Consider the following 15124-nt stretch of genomic DNA (forward strand, 5'->3'; position numbering starts at 1 on the left):
CGTGTTGTAGTGCCTTTTATTGTAGCATATCGCGGATGGGAAATCAAATGAGCACCGCCCGGCCGTTGCGGATTTTGGTCTTCATGGCGAAGCGGACGGCGTCGCGGCCGGTCATGGGGTCCACGATGCCGAGGGTGAGCCTCTGGCCGCCGTTTTTCCCAGAGAGGGAGAGCCGCACCCCCTCCAGCGTGACGGAGACCGTCTGCTCCTGCCCGGGCAGAAGCTCCGGCAGGCTCAGACCCAGCGGGAGGGTGCACAGGGTATTCCCTGCCGCGTCTTCCAGATACAGGTTCGTGCTCCAGTCCCAGTAAAACGGCGCGTTTCCGTCATTCCGGATCGTCAAAGCGACCGTGGTGCCGCCCGGGCCCGGGGTGAGGGTGAGCTGAGTGACCCGGAGGCGGTAGCCCAGGTTTTTGAGCACCGCATTGTATCCGCCGCGGTACGTTTCCTCCGCCACCTTGGGGCCGAGGAAGCTCATGTGGGACTGCTGCACCAGCTCCACGGTCCGGGAGAGCTGGCTGCGGAGCATCGTCTTCATGGGGATGGAGCTGGTGAACTCGCCACCCACGGGAGCGTTCTGCCAGAACACGGGCATGGGGGTAAGTGCATTCGGTTCCTCGCCGTACCAGCCGCCGTTCTGCAGCCAGCCCAGCCACTCGGCAGTGTCTTTCCCGTGGCCGGTCATATCGTTGTAAACGCCCAGGCCGTGGGCCGCCGTGATGTTGAATGGCCGCCGCATGAGCAGCTTTGCCGTGGGGAACGCGGCCTCATAGTCCGCGACGTATTCGTCCCGGATGGCCTCGCCGGGCATGGGGACCAGCCCCTCCCCGGTCTTGATGTGCCACTCGCCCCAGTGGCCCAGGCTCCCCAGCTCCACATAAGTGACAAAGCCGTCGTTGCCAAAGTGCTCGCCCAGGGCGGCAAGCACCCGGCGGTGGGCGGCCCGGAACGTGGCATTGTTGTAATCCGGGGAGTAGCCCTTGCCGTAATCGGTGCTGTACCAGCTGCCATCGCCGGTCTGGGCGTAGAGCCAGTCCGGGATGTCCATGTGGCTCTCCTGCCCCGGCACATCGCAGACGAAGCGGACCACCAGATGGATGCCCCGGGCCCGCAGGTCACGGAAGCCGTATTGGGCGTCCAGAGCATCCCAGGCGTAAACGCCCTCCTGGGGCTCCACCTCCCGCCAGCGCAGCTCCACATACCGCAGGAGGGAATCCTGGGCATAGGCGCTGTCGGTCATGGGGGCATAGCCGATCTGCGCGTTGGGGAACGCGCTTTCGTCCGGCGTGTAAATCCTAGTCTGCTGTGTCGCGGCGTTTTTCAGCATGGAGCCTCCCATTCCCAGCAGGAAAAGCCCTGCGGCCAGCAGGCTGGCCAATTCAACCATGGTACTCCCCGTTGTACTGGATGAGTGTGACATCCTGCACTCCTTCCACGGCCCGGACGCGGTCTGCAAACTCCACGTTGGGGTCATTGCAGAAGACCTCTACGGCCATCTCGGTGTTCTCGCCCCGCATGGTCTTGGATTTGACGACGAACTTGATGCGGCCCAGCGCCCGGACGATGTTGTCCCCGGCCTCCATGCCCGCATAGTGGATAACGGCGATGTACACCCGGCCTTTGGCCTGCCAGTGGGAGAAGAGGTAGATCATGCCGATCATGACAACAGCCGTGACCAGCCCCAGCGCGTACATGCCCGCGCCTGCCGTGATGCCCGTGGTGATGGACCAGAACAGGTAGAGCAGGTCCAGCGGGTCCTTGACGGCAGTGCGGAAGCGGACGATGGACAACGCACCCACCATACCAAGGGAGATGACCACGTTGGTGCTGATGGCCAGCGTGACCATGCAGGTAAGCACGCACATGCCCACCAGCGTGACTGCAAAGCTGCGGGAGTAGACCACGCCCGTGTAGAACTTGCGGTAGACCAGATAGATGAGGATGCCCAGCGCCAGCGCCGCCAGCAGCGCCACGGCCAGCTTGGGCGCGTCGTACTGGGTAAAGGCGTTCAGGACGGATTTCTTGATAAAGTCTTTTGTGCTCATAAAGCGATTTGATTCCTTTCCCTCAGGGTTCGTTCCAGTAGGTAAAGCCATGCTGGTAGGCAGTTTTATCGCAGCACAGCACATATTTGGAGACGGCGGTCAGCTCCTGCGCCCGGGGCGGGAGGAGATCCCGCACGATCTGGGGCAGAAACTCGGTGAACTTGACTTCCAGCACCAGCTTGCCCGGCTCCAGCACCGGCAGGGTGGGCAGCGTGGGGTCAAAGATGTCCCAGCTGCCCACGGCGGCCCGGACGCCCATGTCGAACGTGACCCGCACGGTGCCGGCATCTAAAATCCAGGGTTCCCGGTCGTAATCCACGATGACCCGGGGCCGGAGGACATTGCTGACACACTCGGTATAGAACTCCTGACACAGGCGGTGGGGGCTGTGGAGCAAAAAGTCATAGTCCCCGGCCAGGATCCGCTCAAACTCCGCCCGGGTCAGAGGGGCGGCTTCTTTGTAGATCCAGCTGCCGAACTTTTTCTTCCGCTCCAGCTTGATGCTCCTGTCGCTGCAATGATAGATGCGGACGCGGTACTTCTTGCGCAGGAGGACGCCCGCGTCTTTCTCCGCGTAGGCGGTGTTCCAGTAATCGTCAAAGTAGAGGCTGCGGATGAAGTACCCGCCCTGCTTCGCGTGAGGGTCCAGGTGGAGCACCGGGGCCATCCGCACGGCCAGCTCGGCCTTGTCGGCGTAGGAGATGAGGTACTTCAGCTCGTGGCGGTAAGCCTCGGCATGGCTGCGGGGCGGCGGGGCCAGCAGCTCTTTGCCCCACTCCATGCCCCGCTGCCAGAGTGCGGCATCATTCTTCATAGGTATCCTCCACCACGGTACCGTCCGGCTGGATGTAGAAGCACTTGACGCCATACACCTTGCCGCTGTCGATGACATAATAATCAAAGGCGTCCTGGGTGTAGCCGGAGGCGTTGGTGGCCCGCACCCGGATGAAATACTGGCCCGCGGCGGGGGCGGCCGTCTGGGTCATGGGCAGAACGACGTGTTCTTCCCGGTAGACCATCTGCCGGAACTGATAATCCCGGGCCAGCTCCACGGTGTAGGAGATGTCCTCGGCATTGAAATCATAAGAGGTGTCCCAGCTGAGCTGCAGCACTCCATTCTGAAGAGAAGGCGTGCCGATATAGAACGGCATGGGTTTGTGGTAGCTCTCCCAGTAGTAATCGTAGTCTTCGTCGATCTCGGGCCAGATGCTTTCCAGCACCTCCTCATATTGCTCATGGGTGATGGGAACATAGAGCCGATCCGGCATCCTCCAGACATATTCCTCGGTAACGCCGCGGTAGTGCGCCAGCATGGACTCAATGCGGTCCTGGTTCATGTAGGCATAGAGCTCGTCCATGGCGGTGTCCAGCAGCTGGCGGAAGCTCTCGGTCTGGAGGCAGCGGCGGAACAGCACATTGCCCCAGTAGTTGCTCACGCCCCGCTCCCAGCTCTCGGAATCCGAAAACTGGATGATCTCCCGCTCCTTGCGGCGGAGCATACCGTCGTTGTCCCAGTCCAGCAGATACCAGCAGTCGGAGTTCTGGGGACTGTAGAGGTAAACATTCCGGCTCTGGGTATCGGTGTTGCCCGTCAACAGTTGGAACGCCAGCCAGTAGGCAATATTCTCGGGGTCAAAATACCGGGCAAACACTTCCTCATCCATGGAGGAAGATTCATCGTTGAGGACGTCCAGCATCTCAATGAGCTTGGAGTGGTCGCTGTTGCCCTTGATCTCCATGAGCCGCTCAAAGGCCGTCTGGTCATAGGCAGGGTCCGTCGTGAGGCGGATAATATCTTCATTCCGGTAGAACTCAAAGGAGTTGATCTTGTACAGCTGGCCCGTGGAGTCCAGCCCATGGGCTTTCAGGGCCGTTTTATTCAGCTGCTCCACCTGGGTGTACAGGCCGTAGTCCACAAAGGCACCGGTATCACTGTCGGTGAGGTCCTTGACATAGAGGTGGACGAACTGGGTCCGCAGGCCCATCATCTGGTCGATGCCCTTGATGAGGTCGTAGGCCATTTTGTTGCGGAAGCGCAGGCCCTCGCCCATGTGCTTGTTGAGGGCGATGGTGCGCTGGCCCCGCCAGCTTCCCTTGTTCTTTTTGAGCTCGATCTTATAGTTTTTCTGGGCGTTCCGGCTGGAGGTCTGGCCGCGGATCTGCACCGTGGCGTTGGGGGCCTCTACCCCATAGCCCAGCTCCCCGGGCAGGGGGCCGTTCTCGTCGCCCACCTGCAAAAGGGCGTTGACCTGATAGCGGGGCACGCCCATGGCCTCGTAATCATAGGCGGAGTAGTGGTTGACCTGGGCCCAGCTGTGGTTGGTGTTCTCGCTGTCGTTGCCCCGGCTCACGGTGAGGTACATGGTCACCACGCCGCTGTCGTCGTAAACGGTGTAGAGCTCCGGGTTATCCCGCAGGTGGACGCCGTTGAGCTCGGTCCGCGGTGCCTTTTCCACCTTGTCAGCTGCTTTATTCCCAGACGCTGCCTGTGAACCGGCGGCGCTCTCTGCACTGCCGGCATCGGGCAGCACGGCGCAGCCGCACAGAGCCCGGCCAGCGCCACCCCCAGCCCCAGCACTTTGCGCCGGGGGATCAAAGCATTTTTATTCATCTTCTCTCTCCTCTCCGGCGGCGTGTTTTGCACGCGCTGCCGATCTGGTTTCCAGAAACAGGCCCAGCCGGGTGAACCGCCCGGCCCTGGTCTCGGCCACGATGGGCTGCTGGCCCAGGACCCGATACGGCAGGTTGGCCGTAAAGGCGTCCAGCCGGAGCAGCGTGACCAGATAGAACAGCGCAGCCCCGATGAGGAAGCCGAAGCCGTAGAACGCGGTGTTGAACGCCATGGACAGGGCCGTGAATCCGCTGGCGGACACCGCAAACACGGCGGCGGCCGTGACCGCGCCGCGGTAGTCCGTGAAGTAGAGCAAAATCATCAGGATGGTGTTGCCCACGGCGTAGAGGCCGTACCCCACGCAGAGGGTGCGGAAATAGCCGTGCATCAGGTCGTTGAAGCCCAGGGGCAGCAAGTCCAGCAGCGTCCCCTCCAGCGAGAGGACCGCCGCCGTGACAAAGAGCTGCTTGAGGGCCGTGAACCGGAGCTCCCGGTTGAGGACGGCCAGCATCTCCTCCTCGGCGGTGACGATGTCGCCCACGACGCCGCCATCGTTGAAGAGGCTGTAGTAATCCCGGTACTTGGGGTAGAAGTTGACCTCCACCGACACCACAAAGTTGATGCTGGTGATGAGGATGGTCAAAAAGGCGATGAGGGCCGGGACATCGTAATAGGGTGCCCCGTAGAACAGGCCCTTGACCTGCACGCCCACCGGCCCCACCCAGCAGATGACGAGGTGGGCAAACAGACCAATGTTGGTGCACAGGCCGGTGAACGCCAGAGGCAGGAATTCATCCACCCATTTCAGAAACGTCCAGGGGCTTTCATCGCTCTGGGGGAAATAGCGGTAGAGCAGCATCACGTCCCAGACCATCATCAGGCCGTAGCCCATGGCCACGGCAAAGAGCATCCCCTCCAGCACCGGGAAGCCCAGCAGGACCACCAGTACCAGCCCCAGCCCGAACGCCAGCCCGATGGCCGCTAAAAACGAGCAGAGGATGCCCCGGTAATCCTTGATGGCCGTGAGGTAGCTCATGCCGTTCCAGTTCACGATCATCTCCGCGAAGAGCCACAGGCAGAGCAGCCCCTGCAGCAGGGTGGCCCCTGAGACAAGGAGAAACAGCCCGTACAGGCTGCACCCCAGCACCAGCATCAGGCTGGAAGAGCCCCAGAACGAGGGCAGGATGGTCTGCTCCTGTTCCTCATACAGCATATCGGCCAGATACCGTGTCACCGGCATGGAGAAAAAGCTGGTGACGGTAAGGGAGAACAGCAGCGTATAGGTGATCATGCAGACGAGTAAGTCCTGCTGAGCCCGCTCGGCCCCCACCCAGCCGCAGAGCAGCAGGATGCCCAGCTGGAGCGCCACGCCCAGCAGCATGGGCCCGGTGCAGATGATGCCCGCGTACCCGTAGGCCCGCAGGGAGGCAAACAGGCCTTTGCGGCGGAACAGCTTTTTCAGTTCAAATCCAATTCCTGCCATGTGTTACTCCAAGTGATACTCTTTTGCGGTTTCGTCGTACATTTTCTGGTAGTTGGCCAGCATCTGCTCGTGGTGGAAGTAGGCGTCCACTCGTCTCTGTCCAATGCGGCCCATCTCCTCCCGGCGGGCACGGCTGGCGCACATCTTTTCCATGGCGTCGGCCAGGCCCTGGCGGTACATGGGCGGCACGCAGTAGCCCGCAATGCCAAAGGTGTCCCCGGGAGCGCCCTCCAGCAGCTCCCGGCAGCAGCCCACCTCGGTGGTCACGCAGGGGCGGCGGGCCGCCATGGATTCCAGCACCGAGAGTGGCTGCCCCTCCGAGATGCTGGTGAGGATGGTGAAATCCAGTTTCTGCATATACTGCACCACGTCCACACGGCCGGTGAAGAGCAGATTTTTGATCTGCAATTGCTCCACCAGCGCATAGCACTCGTTGGCGTAACCCTCATCGTCCACGCCGCCCATGATGTGGAGACGGACGTTGGGTACCCGGGAGGCCAGCTCAAAGAAGGCGTAGATCATGGTCTTGACGTCCTTGATGGGGGCCAGACGCACTACCGCGCCGATGTCCACCCAGCCGTCCTCTTCTTTCAGCGGGATATCGCAGAACCGCTGATACTGGACGCCGTTGGGGATGACGATGCACTTAGCCCCGTCGCAGCCCATCTCGATCTGGGTGCGGCGGGCGTTGTAGAACAGGCTGCTGACCCGGAACGCCCGCCGGTAAATTTCTTCCGATAACATATAGAAGAACCGGATCCAGCGGCTCTTGAACGAGGGCACCACCCACTCGGCCCGGATGATCTCCTCCTCCCGCTCCCGGGTGTAGATGCCGTGCTCGGTGAGGAGGACGGGGGCGTGGTTCAGGCTGCCGCCCAGGCAGGCCAGCAGGCCGCCGTAGCCCGTGGAGATGGCGTGGTAGACATCCGCTTTGGGCACCCGGCCCGTGAGCAGATAGAGCACCGGCAGCAGCATGGAGCGCATGGTGTGGAACGCGTCGGCATAGGCCACATAGGGGTACTCCTTGAGGCAGATATCGGTGAACAGCTCCATGAAATCCCTACTCTGCAAAAAGGAGAGCGGGTGGACGCCTTTTTGCTGGAACAGGCGGAACAGCACATCCCAGTCCGGGTGGCCCAGCCGCACCAGCTCCCGCAGGGCGGCGCGCTCGGCCTCATGAAAAAGGACCGGCTGCTGCTCGCCATGGAGGCGGAGGGCGTCGTCCAGAAAGACTTCCTCCACCTCTTTCACGTTGGGGGGCAGCTCATACACGAACTTGCCCCGGTCTTCCGCTTTGGCCCCGATGACCCAGAGGGAGAACTCCTGCCGGGGCATAGCCTGGATATAAGCGTGCATCCAGGTGGACACGCCGCCGTGGACATAGGGGTAGGAGCCCTCCAGCACCAGACAAATGCGCATGGTCTCACGCCCCTTTCTTTTCAATGTGGATGGTGTCGGCGTTGGCTTTGAGCAGGTAGAGGTTTCCCGTCAGGTTGGTGAGCTCGCCGCCCGTCACCCGGCCGGGGTGCCTTCATTGGCCCGGAAGAACAGCCACCCCTCGTCCACAAAATTGCCGAGGGTAAGCGTCCACTCCGTGGGGGTGCTCTCGGTGGTGACGGTGAGCTGGCTGTACCGCTGGATCGCACCGGCACACTCGGTGCCGGTCTGCTTGCGCAGGTCGGGGGCAGCGGCGGAGAGCCATTTGAGGTAATCCTCAAAGCCGCCCTTGTACACCTCCCAGCCCTCTTCCGCGCCGCGGTCCACGTCCAGCAGGTCGTCCGGGTGCATGAAGTGGGTGCTGACGTAGTGCATGTTCAGCTCGTTCATGGCAGCCAGCCGCATGTAGGTATCCCCCACCATGCCGCCAGAGACGATGCGGGGCTGTTCCACCATGCCGTCGCTGGCCACACCGAACTCCTGCACATAGGGCAGGTCCGTGCCATCCTCAAAATAGGTGCTGGCAATGGTGCGGATCTGCGGCACTTTGCTGCCCAGCACCTGCCGCCCGGCAGCCGAGAGAATGTTGGAGGGCGGCACATAAACGCTGCCATTCGTATGGGGCAGCACGGTCTTCTGGAACGCGATCAGCTCGTCCATGGCGGCCACGATGGCGTCCTCGCCGGGCCACTGGCGGTAGCTGTAGAGGTCTTTATAATCGGTATCGGGCAGCACCAGCGGCTGGTGGTTGTAGCCGTGGTAGCCCACTTCCCCGCCCTGCCGCAGCAGCAGGCTGCCAAAATAGCGGAACTGCTGGGTGTCCGGCTGGCGGGTGGGGGCATCCACCGTGTCATCCTCGTAGTTTTCGATCATGACGCCGGTAAAGCGGATGGAGTATTTCTGGGCCAGCTTCATCAGGTCCGGCCACCAGACTTTGGAGTAAAAATCCGCAGTGCTCATGCTGTAATCCCGGCGGATATAGGTGCCATCGCCGCCCGGCACCGGGGAGGGGAAATCGTCCAGGTAGAACACCGCCCCGTTGATGACGGGGTAGGCCGTGGCGTCGCACAGCAGGCTGTAGGAGGCCGCGTACACGCCCCGCAGCACCTTATTATAGATGCCGATGTTATCCACCACCACCCGGCCGGAGCCGCTGGAATGCTCCCACACCAGCGGGACGCCCTTGTCCCCGGTGCGGGCATACACGGTGGTATCCTCCCGGAGGCTGACACTGAGGGCAGACTCGAACGGGTCACTGAGCTCATACCGCTGCCCGCCGCCCAGCATAAAGTCTTCCGATGGGACGATGCTTTCCGCCATCTTATACTCCCATGCAGAGGACTGGACACCCAGCTTTTGTGAAATTGCATCGAAATATGTCGTTTTGTCCGGTGTCATGGCGAAGAGCACACTTCCGCCGTTCTGCACCCAGTTCATCAGGTCGATGAGGCGCTTGCCCAGGGCGTCCAGGTTGCTCATGAGGACCACCACGGTCTGATACTGGCTGAACTCCGGCAGGCTGGTCAGGGCCGTGGTGCGCACATCTACCGCCTGGGTACCCACTTTCATGTCCAGCAGGATCTGGTCGAACTGCTCCTTAACCTGGTCGGTACCCTCCTGCCCGGAGTCGTAGAGCAGCAGGCAGGTGACGGGTTGGCCGAACATGGCGATGGAGGCGGGCTTGACCTCCGTGCGGGGGAGATAATCAATTTTAAATTGGGTGGAGGCGTACCGGATGCCGCTGCGCTCCGCAAACAGGATGGCCGCCATGGCCAGGAACACGGCCCAGATGAGGAGCAGTTTCCGCCAGCGGAACGCATCCAGCCAGGAATGCAATTTGTGTTTCATCACGCGTTCTTCCCCTGCCAGAACCGCACCGTCTCGCGGCCCTTTGCGCTGAGGTAGACCTCCTTTTCCTCGATGTCATGCAGTGTTTTCTGGATGGCCGCACCATCCCGCAGGCAGCCGCCATCCGCAGGTGGAGCAGCCAGGGCGTTTCCCGCTGGGGCCAGCGGGCCGTCAGCGCGTCCAGCGTGGCCTCGGCCCGGTCGTACTCGGCAAGGGCCAGCCGGGCTGGCTGCCAGCTTGCATTCCAGCGTGTAGCTGCGGCGTCCCAGGGCATCCAGCCGCTTTTTGAGCAGCTGCTCCAGCTGGTGGCGCTGAATCTCCGCCGCCTTGCCCTGCACAAAGCCGCCGTCCAGATAGCTTTCCAGATAATCGCAGTATTCTTCCAGCACCTTGGCGTCGCCGGGGGCGGCGGCATAGCGCTGCTCCTGCTGCTGGAGCTTCAGGTCGGCCTCTTTGGAAATTTGCGCCAGTGCAGTGGAGGCATAGTGTACCACCTCGCTGTCGTCGTCCATCCGGGCCTGCTGCAGCAGGTCGTAGTAACCTGCGGGGTCGTCCGTGAGCACCGAGAGGATGAGCTTCCGCTTCTGGGCGGGGCTGTTCACCAGCAGGGCCTCTTCCAGCGGGACGACGGTATCTTTCTCCTCGTTTTCCACCACGAGGATATTTTTGTAGATTTCTTCGTTGATGCGCAATTTCTTCAATGTCTGGTCGAGCAGCTGCCCGCCCGTGAGCCGGTGGGAGGTGTGGAGCAGCACCACGCACAAAGGCCCCCACACCGGCACCAGCAGCGCCACCGGGAGGAAATACCCCTCCACTTCCAGCGCCCGGGAGCGGGCCAGCAGCCAGAGGGCCCCGCACAGAGCCAGATGCAGCACCAAAAACAGCAGACCAACCCAGAATCCGCTCCCCATCTCACTACACCTCCTGTTTGGCGGCGCTCACCAGCCGCAGCTGCTCGTCCAGCGGCACGGAGATGACATGCAGACCTTTCTCTCCCATGCGCTTGGTCAGCAGGGGCAGGTTTGCTTCCTCCGCCTGATTCATCAGCAGGTAGATCGCGTTGTCCGAGCCCACGCCGGCCACATCGGTGCTGCGGATGGAGCGCTCCACCCGGGCGTTGAGCTCGGCCTGGTTCTTGAACTCGCCCGTCACCCGCAGCAGAAGGTGGTGGGCCATTTTATCTTCCTGCAAGGTGCAGGCGGATTCCAGCTTCTGCGCAAACACGGCAGGCCGCAGCAGGCAGGTACCGGGCAGATACCAGCTCTCCCGCACGGCGTTCTCGTACTCAAAGGCACGCACCAGCGCTGTTTCCACCAGCCCGCAGAGGATGCGGAAAAGGTTCTGGTAATAGAGAGTCATCTGCTCCTCGGTGGCCGTCCGCAGACCAATGAGCACCACGAGGGTGCCGTTCTGCCGCACGCCTGCCGCGTACATGGGCAGGCCGGGCCTGAGCTCCCGGTTCACCCACAGACCCTCCTGCTCAATGCCCCGGAGGACATCCAGCCGCCGGGCCACCTCGATGGAATGGGCCGGGGCAGGCTCCAGCCCGGCGCTGGCGGCGGTCAGGCGGGCAAAGGTGTGGTTTTGTTCCAGCCGGTAGATGGTCAGGCTGTGGTTTTCCAGCACGTCCTCCATCACCTGGACGGTCTTGCGGTAGATTTCCTGCGGCTGCAGCATATCCAGCTGCTGGGTCACGGTATAAATTTTGCCAAAACTGTCCCGGCGGCCTAAGATCTGGCGGCGGAACATCTGTTTGTCTTCCAAAGTATCCTGATACAGCCGCTGGGTGAACCGGAGCCGGTCGCGCAGGAGGTTGTTTTCCTCCCGCACAAAGCGGGCGGCCTCGGTGTTGCGCAGCTGCACATAGCCGCAGGAGGCGCCCACCACAAAGTAGACGATGAACGCCAACCAGTTGGAGGGCTCATAGAACAGCAGCATCAGGGTTGTCCCCTGCCGCAGATACCCTGCCGCCAGCGAGACGGAGGCCAGCACGGCAGCCAGCACACCCGCGTTGAGGCCGTACACCGTGCCGATGAGCATGACGAACATCAGCCGGAAATCGATCATCTGGAACTGGGCGTCGGTGCCGGTGGCCCGTACCAGCACTTCCGAGAGGAGCCATGCGGCTAATATCTCCACGATGCGGAGCAGCCGGGTGCTCTGGCGGAGTTTGTCCATGGCGCGGTGGACGACGCTCTTTTTTTCGGTCTGGCGGGCCTGCCAGAGCTTGTAGATGGCGGGCAGGTCGTCCAGCAGACTGTACCGCTGGAACCAGCCGTACCGGCGGCGGACCGTGCGGTCGTCGGTGGGGTACGTCTGGAGGGTGTCGGCGCCGTAGCACACTTCCAGCCCGGGCTGCAGCTTTTGCAGCACCTCGCCCACCTGCCGCTGGGTGGCGTCGAACACCTGCGGCAGCAGGAACCGCTCCGGCTCCGGCGTCCAGGTATCAAACACCCGGGCGGTCAGGTCGGCCAGTTCCTCCATGCAGAGGGCAAGCAGGGGCTGGGCCGCCTGCTCATCCATCTGCACCGTGCCGGTGGACATCTGCTCAAACAGGCGGGCAAACTGCTCCGTGCCGCTCTCTGAGACGGCGTAGAGATAAGGCAGCCGGAACACCTTGACCTGAATTTTGCTGGTCTTGGCATAATGGAAGCAGAGCTCCTCCGCCGCGTTTGCCAGCAGCGATTTGCCGGAGGGGGGTGTCAGAGCGGCCATCGGGCCCGAAAAGTACAACAGCTGCACTTCCCGCTCACGGCAGGCCTGCAGCACCCAGCGCAGCCGGTCCAGCTCGCCCTCCTGCTCGCCGTGGGGCAGCAGGTACTCTGAAAAATAGACGATGCGGTCAAACTGGTAGGTCTCGTTGATCTGGGCCAGCAGCTGCTTGCCGTCCAGGGTGACGGTCTTCACCCGGGTGTCCAGCAGTGCTTCGCTCTTGGTGTGGGTGGTCAGCACATGGTCGTCAGGGAACGCCGTCTCGATCCACTCCTGGGTCAGAAATGCCGTATAGCCTGTCAATAATATCTCCATCTTCTCTTCTCCTCGTCCGCTGTGTGGAGAGCGGGCTGTTCAAAGACAAAAGTTTGTTTCTTGCAAAAAACTTACTAGAAGAATTTTACCACTGCGGCAGTGGGATTTCAACTGCCAAACCCGGGCAGCCGAGCAGATTTTCCCCGTTGGCCGCCAGATGAAAAAATCCCCCTGAGCAAATGCTCAGAGGGATTTTTCATTTGGTGGAGGCGATGGGAGTCGAACCCATGTCCGAAAAGAGCTCAGCGCAGGTGTCTCCGGGTGCAGGCGATCTACAACATTCCCGCCGCGTCACGCCGATCGTCAGGCTAACGCTTTGGTAGCTTCATGAGTTCCTGCCGGTCCGCAAAGCTTAAGTCCGTTCAGGTGCTGTGTCTAAAGGACGCCCCGGCCCCACACGACACAAGAGTGGGCGGAACGCGCAGCACTCAGGCTGCGAGCAACTGATAATTATTGTTGTCAGTTAATTTTTGGAGGAGTTATAGAGCAGTTCCCCCGCTGCTACCCGCTGCCCAGGCCTCCCTCCCCCCGTCGAAACCTTTACGCCCCCATAAAAGCACACCTTGCGGCGTGCTGATAAAGCGAATGTTCCTGGCAGGAAAAGCTGCCTGAAAAAGTTTAGTAATACTGGCCGTTGGATTTGACCGCCCGGTCAATGGAACGCTTGGCGTCCCGCTGGGCGGCGTCGGCGCGCTTGTCGTAGAGCTTTTTGCCCTTGCATAGGCCCACTTCCATCTTCACGCGGCCATGCTTGAAGTAAAGCGAGAGCGGTACCAGGGTGTACCCCTGCAGCTTGCACTGCTGGTGCAGCCGCCGGATCTCGTTCTTGTGCGCCAGCAGACGCCGCACCCGCAGCGGGTCCTGATTGAAGATGTTGCCGTGGTCGTAGGGAGTGATGTGCATTCCCTTGACCAGCAGCTCGCCGTCTTCGATATCGACCCAGCTGTCTTTCAGGTTGACGCCTCCGGCCCGTAAGCTCTTGACCTCAGTGCCCTTGAGCTCCACGCCGGTCTCCAGCGCTTCCATCACAAAATACTCGTGGCGCGCCTCACGGTTGGTGGCAATGGTCTTGGTTGCCGGACGTTCTTTCGTCGGTGCCATGGGTGCGCCTCCTTTCTTCTGGTCTGGCTTCGTTTTTGTAGTATATCATATTCCCACGGTTTTGCAAGGGCGGATTTTGAAGAAAGTGTAACACTTTCCCAAATTTTCCGTGCCTTACAGTTCCCCGCGGCCAGAGAGGGCCCGGTACAGGGTGGTCTCATCGGTGTACTCCAGGCTGGCGCCCACCGGCAGGCCGTAGGCCAGCCGGGTGGTCTTGATGCCCATGGGCTTGATGAGCTTGGCCAGGTACATGGCGGTGGCCTCGCCCTCCACGGTGGGGTTCATGGCCATGATGACCTCTTTCACCGTGCCGTCGCCCAGGCGGGCCAGCAGCTCCTTGACGCTGAGCTGCTCCACGCCGATGCCGTCCATGGGGCTGATGAGGCCGTGCAGGACATGATACAGGCCGTGGTATTCCCGGGTGCGCTCAAAGGCCTGCACGTCCCGGGGGGTCTCCACCACGCAGATGACCGAGCGGTCCCGCTTGGCGCTGGCGCAGATGGGGCAGAGCTCTGCCTCGGTGTAGTTCTGGCAGACGCGGCAGCGATGGAGCTTGGTGTGGGCGTTCTGGATGGCACCCGCCAGGGCGGCGGCGTCCGCATCCGACATGCTCAGCACCTGATAGGCCATCCGGGTGGCACCCTTGCGGCCAATACCCGGGAACTTGCTGAACTCTTCGATCAGCTTTTCCAGCGGGGCTGCATTGTAACCCATTGCGTTCCCTCCCGGATCAGAGGCCGGGGATGTTCATGCCGCCGGTCAGCTTGCCCATCTCGGCTTCCGCGGTCTCGTCCACCTGCTTGACAGTGGCGTTGATGGCAGCCGCCACCAGGTCTTCCAGCATCTCAATGTCGTCCGGATCCACGGCCTCGGGCTTGATCGTGATGGACAGCACCTCGTGCTTGCCATTCATCTTGACGGTGACCATCTCACCGGAGGCGCTGCCGGTGTACTCGGCAGCTTCCAGCTCAGCCTGCTTCGCCTTCATATCCTCCTGCATCTTCTGAGCCTGACGCATCAGGCGTTCACATCGGGGCGGCCAAAGCCTGCGGGCATTCTTGCTTTCATGATAATTTCTCCTTTAAAATGTTATTTTATGCTTTTTTCTTGCGATCGGTGTCCTCAATGGAGACATCGAGCCCCAACTGCTCCAGCTTGTGCAGGGACTCCTCCGCATTGGAGGCGGTCTTCCCTGCCACTTTGGGCTCATAGGGGCCGATGGGCACTGCCACACCGGACACCTGGGCGATCAGCTTTTTGATGAGCTTCTGGCTGTCCTTGTTGGCCCGGATGAAATCGCGGAACGTCTTACCGCCGTCGATCAGCACCCGGGTACCATCAAAGTAAGCCTTGGATTTTTTCAGGTAGGTATAGAGCATGGGGTCTTTTTCCTGTAACAGATGGATGACCTCGCTCCATTTGTCAAAGGGATTGATGCCGGCAGCCGCCACCTTGCGGGGCCGGTCAAGGGCGGGATCTGCCGCGCAGTCCGCTTTCGGCTGCTGCGGCATGGGAGCGGGGCAGGCGTTGCGGGCGGTTCCGGAACCGGTTCGGCCAGCGGCATGGGCGGCG

At 61.6% G+C, this 15124-nt stretch carries 11 protein-coding genes, 1 other RNA gene and 2 pseudogenes; all 14 read right to left on the reverse strand.

All coding sequences use genetic code 11. The features are described 5' to 3' along the window. Positions 1–43: 43 nt before the first annotated feature. Positions 44–1387, reverse strand: a complete 1344-nt coding sequence (locus tag DXA70_RS09410) for a DUF4832 domain-containing protein (RefSeq protein WP_158565151.1) — start codon at positions 1385–1387, stop codon at positions 44–46. Continuing rightward, positions 1380–2045 carry a DUF4956 domain-containing protein gene (locus tag DXA70_RS09415; RefSeq protein ID WP_128118302.1) on the reverse strand — a complete coding sequence of 222 codons (666 nt, stop codon included), beginning with the start codon at positions 2043–2045 and terminating at the stop codon, positions 1380–1382. The genes DXA70_RS09410 and DXA70_RS09415 overlap by 8 nt, the downstream gene beginning before the upstream one ends. Before the next feature lie 22 nt (positions 2046–2067). Continuing rightward, positions 2068–2859, reverse strand: a complete 792-nt coding sequence (locus DXA70_RS09420) for a polyphosphate polymerase domain-containing protein (protein ID WP_128118303.1) — start codon at positions 2857–2859, stop codon at positions 2068–2070. Continuing rightward, complete coding sequence (locus tag DXA70_RS09425; protein WP_243001277.1) at positions 2849–4501, reverse strand: CotH kinase family protein; 1653 nt, start codon at positions 4499–4501, stop codon at positions 2849–2851. Before DXA70_RS09425 ends, DXA70_RS09420 begins: the two co-directional genes overlap by 11 nt. Positions 4502–4648: 147 nt before the next feature. After that, complete coding sequence (gene pelG / locus DXA70_RS09430; RefSeq protein ID WP_128118305.1) at positions 4649–6139, reverse strand: exopolysaccharide Pel transporter PelG; 1491 nt, start codon at positions 6137–6139, stop codon at positions 4649–4651. Between the two features lie 3 nt (positions 6140–6142). Continuing rightward, positions 6143–7558, reverse strand: coding sequence for a GT4 family glycosyltransferase PelF (gene pelF / locus DXA70_RS09435; RefSeq protein WP_112147796.1), 1416 nt, complete (start codon positions 7556–7558; stop codon positions 6143–6145). Between the two features lie 93 nt (positions 7559–7651). Further along, entirely contained in the window at positions 7652–9424 is a 1773-nt protein-coding gene (locus DXA70_RS09440) for a DUF2194 domain-containing protein (protein ID WP_243001278.1), read from the reverse strand. Then, positions 9424–10335 (reverse strand): hypothetical protein, encoded by a 912-nt coding sequence (locus DXA70_RS09445; protein ID WP_128118306.1) that lies wholly within the window; start codon positions 10333–10335, stop codon positions 9424–9426. Before DXA70_RS09445 ends, DXA70_RS09440 begins: the two co-directional genes overlap by 1 nt. 4 nt (positions 10336–10339) lie before the next feature. Then, on the reverse strand, positions 10340–12451 hold the full coding sequence (locus DXA70_RS09450; protein ID WP_128118307.1) for a nucleoside-diphosphate sugar epimerase: 2112 nt from the start codon (positions 12449–12451) through the stop codon (positions 10340–10342). A 201-nt stretch (positions 12452–12652) separates the two neighbouring features. After that, positions 12653–13001: a transfer-messenger RNA gene (ssrA, locus tag DXA70_RS09455) on the reverse strand. Between the two features lie 68 nt (positions 13002–13069). After that, a complete protein-coding gene (smpB, locus tag DXA70_RS09460) occupies positions 13070–13552 on the reverse strand; it encodes an SsrA-binding protein SmpB (RefSeq protein ID WP_022257764.1) in 483 nt (160 codons plus the stop codon). 114 nt (positions 13553–13666) lie between these two features. Continuing rightward, complete coding sequence (gene recR / locus DXA70_RS09465; RefSeq protein ID WP_022257765.1) at positions 13667–14266, reverse strand: recombination mediator RecR; 600 nt, start codon at positions 14264–14266, stop codon at positions 13667–13669. 16 nt (positions 14267–14282) lie between these two features. Continuing rightward, positions 14283–14620: pseudogene (locus DXA70_RS09470) on the reverse strand (YbaB/EbfC family nucleoid-associated protein). A 26-nt stretch (positions 14621–14646) separates the two neighbouring features. Beyond that, positions 14647–15124 (reverse strand): annotated as a pseudogene (locus tag DXA70_RS14520) (DNA polymerase III subunit gamma/tau); the annotation flags it as partial.

It is taken from the genome of Faecalibacterium sp. OF04-11AC, assembly GCF_003460645.1.
Taxonomy (GTDB): Bacteria; Bacillota; Clostridia; order Oscillospirales; family Ruminococcaceae; genus Faecalibacterium; species Faecalibacterium prausnitzii_I.

What these genes read in the sequence shown, in the direction of transcription:
- DXA70_RS09410 (WP_158565151.1), bottom strand. Translation starts at nt 1,387, where the DNA reads ATGGTTGAATTGGCCAGCCTGCTGGCCGCAGGGCTTTTCCTGCTGGGA.
- DXA70_RS09415 (WP_128118302.1), bottom strand. Translation starts at nt 2,045, where the DNA reads ATGAGCACAAAAGACTTTATCAAGAAATCCGTCCTGAACGCCTTTACC.
- DXA70_RS09420 (WP_128118303.1), bottom strand. Translation starts at nt 2,859, where the DNA reads ATGAAGAATGATGCCGCACTCTGGCAGCGGGGCATGGAGTGGGGCAAA.
- pelG (WP_128118305.1), bottom strand. Translation starts at nt 6,139, where the DNA reads ATGGCAGGAATTGGATTTGAACTGAAAAAGCTGTTCCGCCGCAAAGGC.
- pelF (WP_112147796.1), bottom strand. Translation starts at nt 7,558, where the DNA reads ATGCGCATTTGTCTGGTGCTGGAGGGCTCCTACCCCTATGTCCACGGC.
- DXA70_RS09440 (WP_243001278.1), bottom strand. Translation starts at nt 9,424, where the DNA reads ATGAAACACAAATTGCATTCCTGGCTGGATGCGTTCCGCTGGCGGAAA.
- DXA70_RS09445 (WP_128118306.1), bottom strand. Translation starts at nt 10,335, where the DNA reads ATGGGGAGCGGATTCTGGGTTGGTCTGCTGTTTTTGGTGCTGCATCTG.
- DXA70_RS09450 (WP_128118307.1), bottom strand. Translation starts at nt 12,451, where the DNA reads ATGGAGATATTATTGACAGGCTATACGGCATTTCTGACCCAGGAGTGG.
- smpB (WP_022257764.1), bottom strand. Translation starts at nt 13,552, where the DNA reads ATGGCACCGACGAAAGAACGTCCGGCAACCAAGACCATTGCCACCAAC.
- recR (WP_022257765.1), bottom strand. Translation starts at nt 14,266, where the DNA reads ATGGGTTACAATGCAGCCCCGCTGGAAAAGCTGATCGAAGAGTTCAGC.